The 9,631-nt window shown below is 45.5% G+C and carries 7 protein-coding genes; 5 read left to right on the top strand and 2 right to left on the bottom strand.

Features of this window, described 5'->3' with window-relative positions:
* Positions 1 to 11 precede the first annotated feature (11 nt).
* Entirely contained in the window at positions 12 to 1,076 is a 1,065-nt protein-coding gene (locus L5M38_RS17875) for an efflux RND transporter periplasmic adaptor subunit (protein ID WP_263179868.1), read from the bottom strand.
* A gap of 578 nt (positions 1,077 to 1,654) precedes the next feature.
* Positions 1,655 to 2,941 (bottom strand): citrate synthase, encoded by a 1,287-nt coding sequence (locus L5M38_RS17870; RefSeq protein ID WP_105252697.1) that lies wholly within the window; start codon positions 2,939 to 2,941, stop codon positions 1,655 to 1,657.
* Between the two features lie 414 nt (positions 2,942 to 3,355).
* Between L5M38_RS17870 and sdhC the strand changes: the two genes are divergently transcribed.
* The 5 genes from sdhC to sucA all read left to right on the top strand — a co-directional run bounded on the left by sdhC (position 3,356) and on the right by sucA (position 9,624).
* Positions 3,356 to 3,751 (top strand): succinate dehydrogenase, cytochrome b556 subunit, encoded by a 396-nt coding sequence (gene sdhC, locus L5M38_RS17865; protein WP_012089416.1) that lies wholly within the window; start codon positions 3,356 to 3,358, stop codon positions 3,749 to 3,751.
* On the top strand, positions 3,745 to 4,092 hold the full coding sequence (sdhD, locus tag L5M38_RS17860) for a succinate dehydrogenase, hydrophobic membrane anchor protein (protein WP_028759700.1): 348 nt from the start codon (positions 3,745 to 3,747) through the stop codon (positions 4,090 to 4,092). Before sdhC ends, sdhD begins: the two co-directional genes overlap by 7 nt.
* Positions 4,093 to 5,859 carry a succinate dehydrogenase flavoprotein subunit gene (sdhA, locus tag L5M38_RS17855; protein ID WP_105252695.1) on the top strand — a complete coding sequence of 589 codons (1,767 nt, stop codon included), beginning with the start codon at positions 4,093 to 4,095 and terminating at the stop codon, positions 5,857 to 5,859. It begins immediately after the preceding gene.
* 11 nt (positions 5,860 to 5,870) lie between these two features.
* Positions 5,871 to 6,578, top strand: a complete 708-nt coding sequence (locus L5M38_RS17850) for a succinate dehydrogenase iron-sulfur subunit (protein WP_028759701.1) — start codon at positions 5,871 to 5,873, stop codon at positions 6,576 to 6,578.
* A gap of 214 nt (positions 6,579 to 6,792) precedes the next feature.
* Positions 6,793 to 9,624 carry a 2-oxoglutarate dehydrogenase E1 component gene (sucA, locus tag L5M38_RS17845; RefSeq protein ID WP_263179867.1) on the top strand — a complete coding sequence of 944 codons (2,832 nt, stop codon included), beginning with the start codon at positions 6,793 to 6,795 and terminating at the stop codon, positions 9,622 to 9,624.
* Positions 9,625 to 9,631 lie beyond the last annotated feature (7 nt).

The raw sequence follows: 9,631 nt of genomic DNA, 5'->3' as shown, positions 1-9,631 counted from the left end.
AAAGGCTCCTATCAGTTCTTAGCGGAAGCAAGATCGAGTGGGGTGATCACTTCGACTAAGGATTGGTCTTTCAAGTTTTGCTGGCCACGGGTAACGACTTGCTCACCGGGGTTAATACCTGTAATCACTTCTACCGAATCACCTTCACGGTAGCCAATTTCGACTTCACGACGGTTCGCATTGGTACCATCAATAACATAAAGCGCTTGTTTGTTGTCTTGGTTAATCAAGGCGCTGTAGGGAACGGTAATCACGTTCTCGTGGGTATCGTATTTGAGCTCAACCCGGGTAAACATGCCAGCTTTAAGGCGCGCCTCTTGATTCGGCACAGCAAGTGTCACCTTAAAGGTGCCACTTTGTGGGTCCACAATCGGGCTTATGCGTAGCACTTTGGCATGGATAGCATTTTTACTTTGTTGATTGCTGAACACTTGTGCTTCTTGGCCGAGTTTTAAGCTCGCAAGCTGTTGCTCTGGGAGATGAACAATACCGTGAAGTTTATCTTGGTTGACTATATAAAACAAATCGCCAAATTCCTTCGCCATATTGCCAGCTTTAACATAGCGTTTAGCAACTACACCGCTGATAGGGGAAAGGACGCGGCTTTCTTTTACTTGCAGTTCGGCGAGATCTTTTTTAGCGATAGCGGCTTGCAAGTTATATTCAAGTTTGGCCATTGAATCCGCGCTGATAAATTCTCTGTTGCTCATTTTCTTCAGACGATTTAATTCTTGCTCGATGATTTTGACTTCGGCTTCTGAGCGGTCTAAATCATATTGCTGCCTCTTGGCATCAATAACAGCCAGCACTTGTCCCTTTTGAACGCGGTCACCTTCTTCAACAGCGAGAGATTCAATGAGCCCTGATATACGGCTCACTACATTGGCTTCCTGTGGCGCTTCTAAGGTGGCAGTTGTACTGTAAAAAGATGAAACGTTTCCTTGCATCACTGTAGTGGTTTCGACGGGAATGGCATATTTTTCTTCTTTTTTGACCACTTCTTCCTCACCACAGGCTGCTAGCATCGAAATCATTAGCAGTGGCAGGGTGAATTGAGCAATTTTTGACTTTTCCATAAGAATGTTACCTGTTGTCTTTATTGTGATGTCAGTTGTTAGCAGAAACCATGCCAATGTTTAAATTTGTTTAATTTCAGTCTGTTAGGCGTATTTTTGGCTAAGTGTGATTTGTGATTCTTACTAAATGTAGCTAAAAGGTTTAAAAAGTGATGAGAATAACTAAACGCGGTTAATTAAGGTTACACAAGTGCGCAATTGCAACAATGTATTTTGTCAGGAGAAGTAATACCAATCGTATTAAATATCTGTTCATTCAGCGGGAGTTCAACGCGCTTTAGACAAGGCGAAGGCTTGAAGGCATAGTGGTGCTCTGTTGAAAGCCTTGAACGCAGTATAAAGCGCTTTGCCATGTAGTGAACATCAGCCGCCCTTCGGGAGCCTCACAGACATCCCACTCCGGTGTTGCATTGACTTAAAAGGGAATAACCATTTCTGCGTCAATGCGCCTTGGATTGAAATGCCTGTGAGGCTCTGAACTGATTAGATATTTAATGTGATTGGTATAAGTTTAAAAGAGGATTATTTGAAATGAAAAAAGCGCCCTTAGGCGCTTTTTAATGCGTAAGTCGTGGGACTTAGCGTTTGTCTTGTGCGACGAAATCACGCGCAGTTTCACCAGTATATAACTGACGTGGACGGCTGATTTTGTGGCCTGGTTGATCTAACATTTCTTTCCAGTGAGCAATCCAGCCTACAGTACGTGCCAGTGCGAACAGCACAGTGAACATACTGGTTGGAATACCAATGGCTTTCATAATGATGCCAGAGTAGAAGTCGACGTTTGGATACAGCTTTTTAGAAATGAAGTATTCGTCTTCAAGTGCAATGCGCTCAAGCTCCATTGCCACATCCAAGAGTGGATCTTGTACTTTCAGTTCTTTCAGCACTTCATGACAGGTTTCACGCATCACTTTGGCTCGTGGGTCAAAGTTTTTGTAAACACGGTGTCCAAAGCCCATCAGACGGAAAGGATCATTTTTATCTTTAGCGCGTTCAATGAATTCAGGAATACGGTCTACTGAACCGATTTCTTCTAACATTTGCAAACAGGCTTCGTTAGCGCCGCCGTGTGCAGGGCCCCAAAGAGATGCGATACCCGCTGCGATACACGCAAATGGGTTTGCACCTGAAGAACCGGCTAAACGTACTGTTGAAGTCGATGCGTTTTGTTCATGATCTGCATGTAAAATGAAGATCCTGTCCATTGCACGTTCAACAATAGGGTTCACGACGTATTCTTCGCACGGTACAGCAAACATCATGCTTAAGAAGTTGCCCGCATAGCTTAAGTCATTACGTGGGTACACGAATGGCTGGCCTGAAGAATACTTGTAGCACATGGCTGCTATCGTAGGCATTTTTGAGACTAAGCGATAAGCGGCGATTTCGCGGTGACGTGGATCGTTAACATCCAGAGAGTCTTGGTAAAATGCAGATAATGCACCCGTCACACCACATAACATGGCCATAGGATGCGCATCACGACGGAAACCTCTAAAGAAGAAGGCTAGCTGCTCGTGAACCATAGTGTGGGTTTTAACTGTATGTACAAACTCAGTATATTGCGCCTTGGTCGGCAGTTCACCGTAAAGCAGCAAATAACACAGGTCTAGGTAATCGGAGTCAACGGCAAGTTGATCGATTGGATAGCCACGGTGTAACAATATACCTAGATCACCATCAATATAGGTAATTGCAGATTCACAGGAGGCAGTCGCAAGAAAACCTGGATCAAAAGTAAAGTAACCTTTGCTGCCAAGTTTACTGATATCGATTACGTCAAAACCAGCGGTTCCCTGCTTTACTGGCAATTCTATCGAGTCGTTCCCTGGTAATTCTAATTTGGCTTTTAAATCAGCCATACCCCGTTCTCCTTACTTAGTTCTTATCTGTGAGTGCGGCATGTCAAACCGCCATTACTTTACAGCCATTCTAGATCACATTTCAATTTAAATAAGCGTTTAAATTTGTTAGACCATGGTATAAAAGCCTTTACTTTTCTATTTGTAACTGGCACTTACAGTAAAAAATAGTCAAAAAAACATAATTTGCATTCTGTGATGTTTGTATTTGACATTTGCCGCGAGTATACTTGCCTCGCCCAATAAGGGCCGCAAACAACGATTATAAAGCACCCTTTGTTTACATGTTAAATGAGTGCGTGCTCAGATAGTTAACTGTTTGTTTAAACTTTGCTTTTGTGTTTACTTTTGCAGTGATCAACCTCCTGTTTAAAGTTTGTACAAAAGCGGTTCACATAACAAAAAAAATGCTCAATGGAGCTGAGTGAGCAGAACGTGAAAAAGCAAAGACCTGTCCATTTAGATCTGCAGACCATTCGCTTTCCTGCAACAGCGATTGTGTCAATTCTTCACCGTGTTTCCGGTGTCATCATGCTGTTCGCAGTTGGCATTCTCATTTGGTTGCTAAATTCATCTTTAGCATCAGCTGAAAGTTTCGCTGGCGTACAGTCTCTATTCGATAACTTCGTGATGAAGTTTATCCTGTGGGGCATTATGACTGCACTGGCGTATCACTTGTTTGGTGGCCTGCGCCACTTAGTAATGGATACCGGTCGTTGGGAAGAATTGTCATCGGGTGCCGCATCAGCGAAAGCTGTATTTGCCTTAACGGTAGCCTTTTCAATCATAGCGGGGATCTGGGTATGGTAACCAATGCAGCAAGTTTTGGACGCAGTGGTGTTCATGACTATATTCTACTACGCGCTAGTGCAGTGATCCTCGCCTGTTACACCATTTTCTTGGTTGGCTTTATTGCATGTAGTTCCCCTCTCACCTACGACGTCTGGCATGGCCTATTTAGTGCTCTGCCAATGAAAGTGTTTACACTTCTGACGCTGGTAGCCTTATTAGTACATGCTTGGATTGGTGTATGGCAAGTGCTGACAGATTACGTTAAGTGCACGTCGTTACGTGGTGTTTTACAGTTCACCTTTGTCGTTACCGTATTTTGTTATTTAGCGGCCGGCATTGTTATTGTGTGGGGTGTCTAAGTGAGTATTCCAGTACGCGAATTTGATGCTGTAGTGATCGGTGCCGGTGGCGCTGGTATGCGTGCAGCGCTGCAGATTTCCAAAGAAGGTAAAAGCTGTGCGCTTTTATCAAAAGTATTCCCAACCCGTTCTCATACCGTATCTGCGCAGGGTGGTATCACTGTTGCGTTAGGTAACGCCCATGAAGATCATTGGGAACAACACATGTACGATACCGTGAAAGGTTCCGATTTTATCGGTGACCAAGAAGCCATCGAGTTCATGTGTAAAACCGGTCCTGAAGCCGTGATTGAACTTGAGCAAATGGGTTTGCCTTTCTCTCGTTTCGAAAATGGTACGATTTACCAACGTCCATTTGGTGGTCAATCTAAGAACTTTGGTGGCGAGCAGGCTGCGCGTACTGCGGCAGCTGCCGACCGTACTGGTCATGCTTTGCTTCACTGTTTATACCAACAAAACGTTAAGCATAAGACGCAAGTCTTCTCAGAATGGTATGCATTAGATCTCGTTAAAAACGATGATGGCGCCGTTGTGGGTTGTACTGCGATTGAAATTGAAACGGGCGATATCGTTTATTTCAAAGCCAAAGCAACGATTCTTGCGACCGGTGGTGCAGGGCGTATTTACGCTTCGACGACTAACGCGCATATCAACACCGGTGACGGCGTCGGTATGGCAATGCGTGCTGGCGTGCAAATGCAAGACATGGAAATGTGGCAATTCCACCCAACTGGCATCGCCGGCGCGGGTGTACTTGTGACTGAAGGTTGTCGTGGTGAAGGCGGTTATCTGCTGAACAAAGACGGCGAGCGTTTCATGGAGCGTTATGCCCCTAACGCGAAAGATTTGGCATCACGCGACGTGGTAGCACGTTCTATGATGACTGAAATCCGCGAAGGTCGTGGTTTAGACGGTCCATTAGGCCCACACTGTTTGCTCAAGCTTGATCACTTAGGTAAAGAAACATTAGAAGCACGTTTACCAGGCGTGTGTGAATTGTCTCGTACTTTTGCCCATATCGATCCAGCCGATGGTCCAATTCCAGTACTACCAACCTGTCACTATATGATGGGCGGTCTACCAACTAAGGTCAGTGGTCAAGTTATTCGTAAGAATGAAGACGGCACTGAACAAGATGTTATTGGTCTGTTTGCTGTGGGTGAGATTGCCTGTGTATCTGTACATGGTGCAAACCGTTTAGGTGGTAACTCACTGCTTGACTTAGTGGTCTTTGGCCGCGCAGCGGGTCAGCATTTAGGTAAAGCTTTGGATGAGACTGACGATCCAAAAGACGCAAGTGATGCGGATATTGCTGCCTCTCTGGCGCGTCTGAATCGTTGGGAAAGCAACAAAGATGGCGAAGACCCAGCGCAAATCCGTAAGGATCTGCAACTGTGTATGCAATTAAACTTCTCTGTATTCCGTCGTGGCGATGCTATGGCTGAAGGGTTAGAGCAGTTGAAAGTGATTCGTGAACGTCTTGCAAATGCTAAATTGTCTGATAACTCTCGTGAATTCAATACTCAACGTATTGAATGTTTAGAGTTAGATAACTTGATGGCAACGGCAATCGCCACGGCTTATGCGGCTAACTTCCGTACCGAAAGTCGCGGTGCTCACTCACGTGAAGATTATTTAGAGCGTGATGATGAGAACTGGTTATGCCACAGCTTATTTGACCCAATCACTGAAACGATGGATCGTCGTGCAGTGAACATGGCACCTAAGTTACGTGAAGCATTCCCGCCGAAGAAACGTACCTACTAGGAGTTGCAAAGATGAAATTGACATTTGCAGTTTATCGCTACAATCCTGACGTAGATACTAAACCGTATATGCAGGATTACAGCTTAGAAGTGGCTGAAGGCTCTGACATGATGGTGCTCGATGCACTGATCAAGTTGAAAGAGCAAGATCCGACTTTGTCATTCCGTCGCTCATGCCGTGAAGGCGTGTGTGGTTCAGACGGCGTGAACATGAATGGTAAGAATGGTCTGGCGTGTATTACCCCAATTTCAACCTTTAAAGGTAAGAAATTAGAAATACGTCCATTACCAGGTATGCCAGTTGTTCGTGACTTAGTTGTTGATTTAACTCAGTTCTATAAGCAGTATGAGAAGATCAAGCCTTACCTCATCAATGATGAGAAACAACCTGCTCGTGAACACTTACAATCCCCTGAAGAGCGTGCTCATTTAGATGGTTTGTACGAATGTATCATGTGTGCCTGTTGTTCTACGGCTTGCCCATCATTCTGGTGGAATCCTGATAAGTTTATCGGTCCAAGCGGTCTGCTTCACGCATATCGTTTCTTGATCGACAGTCGCGATACAGCTACAGAAGAACGTTTATCTGAGCTGGACGACGCCTATAGCGTGTTCCGTTGCCATGGCATCATGAACTGCGTTGACGTTTGTCCAAAAGGTCTTAATCCGACTAAAGCAATTGGTCATATTAAGTCCATGCTGTTGAAGCGAGCAGTGTAATGCGAGAACCCGAGCTGAAACCAATAATAATATAGCTCTTGAAGAGTCACTTTCTGGTAGCAGAAGGTGACTCTTTTGCGTATGTAATGGAAGACAACGCGCCGTATATCTGGACATCTAGGGGCGGCAGAAATTATGCGTCGAAGGTAATCTCTACAGACTGCATATTTAATACTATGGCTAAGCACGTGTATAAAGTTTGAAAGGAATAGAAATGCACCAAGGCATCATGAAAGCCTGGCTCGAATCATCTCACTTAAGTGGTGCAAATTCGACCTACGTAGAAGAGATGTATGAAGCCTATCAAGAAGACCCACAGTCAGTCGCTGATGATTGGCGTGCGGTATTTGATAATCTCCCTCCTGTGAACGGTGCCTCTGTTGATGCGCCTGAAGCTGCTCACTCAAAAGTACGTGATTATTTTCGCAGTTTAGCGTTAGAAGGACGCCATAAGAGCTCTGCTCGTGTGACGGATCCTGAAATGGATGCTAAACAAGTTAAAGTCCTGCAATTAATTAACGCCCATCGTTTCCGTGGTCACCAAGGTGCTAATCTTGATCCCCTCGAATTGTGGAAACGTGAACCCGTAGCTGATTTAGATCCTGCCTTCCACGGCTTGACTAAAGAAGACATGGAACGTGAGTTTAATACAGGTTCTTTTGCTCATGGTGGCGAAACCATGAAGCTCGCGGATTTGGTAAAAGCGCTGAAAGCCACCTACTGTGGTTCTATCGGTGCTGAATATATGCACATTACCGATACCGATGAGAAACGCTGGATCCAACAACGTCTCGAACCTTCCTTAGGTAAAGCTAACTACGATAAAAGTGTTAAGACACGCATTCTTGAAGGCCTTAACGCCGCAGAAGGTATTGAAAAATACTTAGGTGCTAAATTCCCTGGTGCGAAACGTTTCTCGTTAGAAGGCGGTGATGCGTTAGTGCCTATGATGCGCGAAATTATTTATCGTGCAGGTGAAGCCGGTACTAAAGAAATCGTCGTCGGTATGGCTCACCGTGGTCGTCTGAACGTATTAGTGAACGTATTAGGTAAGCGTCCAGCTGAACTGTTTGACGAGTTCGCGGGTAAGCATGCTGATACCCACGGTTCTGGTGACGTTAAGTACCACCAAGGTTTCTCCTCTGATTTTGAAACGCCGGGCGGCAATGTGCATTTAGCACTGGCCTTTAACCCATCGCACCTTGAAATCGTTAACCCTGTGGTGATTGGCTCTGTACGTGCCCGTCAAGATCGTCGCGGTTGTAAGGATGGCCTACAAGTCATGCCTATTACTATCCACGGTGACTCTGCAATTGCAGGTCAAGGGATAGTACAAGAGACATTCAACATGTCTCAAACCCGTGGCTTTAAAGTCGGCGGCAGTATTCGCATCGTAGTGAACAACCAAGTGGGTTTCACGACGTCTAACCATGCGGACACTCGTTCGACGGAATACTGTACTGACATCGCTAAGATGGTTCAGGCACCGATTTTCCACGTTAACTCTGATGATCCCGAAGCCGTTGCTTTTGTGTCGCAGTTAGCCGTTGATTATCGTAACGAGTTCAAACGTGATGTGGTGGTTGAATTAGTGTGTTATCGCCGTCATGGTCATAACGAAGCCGATGAGCCAAGTGCGACTCAGCCGTTGATGTATGCCAAGATCAAGAAACACCCAACGCCACGTAAGATTTATGCAGACAAGCTAATCGCTGAAAACGTGATGGCTGCTGATGATGTGACTGGTCTTATCAATAATTACCGTGATGCATTAGATCAAGGTGATTGTGTGGTTAAAGAATGGCGCCCAATGACGCTGCATTCTGTTGATTGGACACCGTATATCGGTCGTGAGTGGGACGAAGCGTATCAAGCCTCTATGTCGGCTGAGCGTTTACAAAGTCTGGCTGACAAACTGAGCTATGTACCTGAAAGTCATCCGTTGCAATCACGTGTTGCTAAGATTTATAGCGACCGTTTAGCGATGGCAAAAGGCGAGAAGCCACTCGATTGGGGTTTTGCAGAAACGCTGGCTTATGCCTCAATTCTGGAAGACAACAAGCGTGTACGTATTACAGGTCAGGATTCTGGCCGCGGTACTTTCTTCCATCGTCATGCTGTATTGCACAATCAAAACGATGGCACGACTTACATGCCACTGCGCAATATTGCTGATGAACAAGGCCCAATTGATATTACTGACTCAGTATTATCTGAAGCCTCAGTACTGGCGTTTGAGTATGGTTATGCCACAGCAGAACCCGGCGGATTGACTATTTGGGAAGCCCAGTTTGGTGACTTTGCTAACTGTGCCCAAGTGGTAATCGATCAGTTCTTGTCATCGGGTGAGCAGAAGTGGGGCCGTTTATGTGGTCTGACTATGCTGTTACCCCATGGCTATGAAGGTCAAGGCCCTGAGCATTCAAGCGCCCGTTTAGAGCGTTTCTTGCAGATGTGTGCTAACCACAATATGCAAGTGTGTGTGCCTTCAACACCTGCACAGGTCTACCATATGTTGCGCCGCCAAGTGGTGCGTCCTATGCGTCGTCCACTTATCGTTATGTCGCCTAAGTCATTACTACGTCATCCATTAGCGGTTTCAAGCTTGGAAGAATTAGCCAATGGCAGTTTCCAAAATGTGATCGGTGAAATCGATACGTTGGAAGCAAGCAAGGTTGACCGAGTTGTCTTCTGCAGTGGTAAGGTTTACTTCGAACTGCTGGAAAAACGTCGTAAAGAAAATATCACTAACGTAGCGATAATCCGTGTCGAACAGTTATATCCGTTCCCACATGATGAAATGATCGTTGCTTTGGCTGATTACCAACATGTGAAAGATTTTGTTTGGTGTCAGGAAGAGCCACAGAACCAAGGTGCTTGGTACTCTAGTCAACACCATTTCTGGGCCGCGGTTCCTGCAGGTGCACAGTTAACTTATGCTGGTCGTGAAGCGTCAGCTGCACCAGCGTGTGGTTACCCTGAGTTGCACACACATCAGCAAGAATCTTTAGTGAACAGTGCCCTGAAACTTACAATCGCACTGTAGTAATAGA

It is taken from the genome of Shewanella sp. SM101, assembly GCF_025654465.1.
In the GTDB taxonomy this organism is placed as follows: domain Bacteria; phylum Pseudomonadota; class Gammaproteobacteria; order Enterobacterales; family Shewanellaceae; genus Shewanella; species Shewanella oncorhynchi.
The sequence above is the reverse complement of the archived record's forward strand: the minus strand, read 5'-3'. Positions and strand labels throughout refer to the sequence as shown.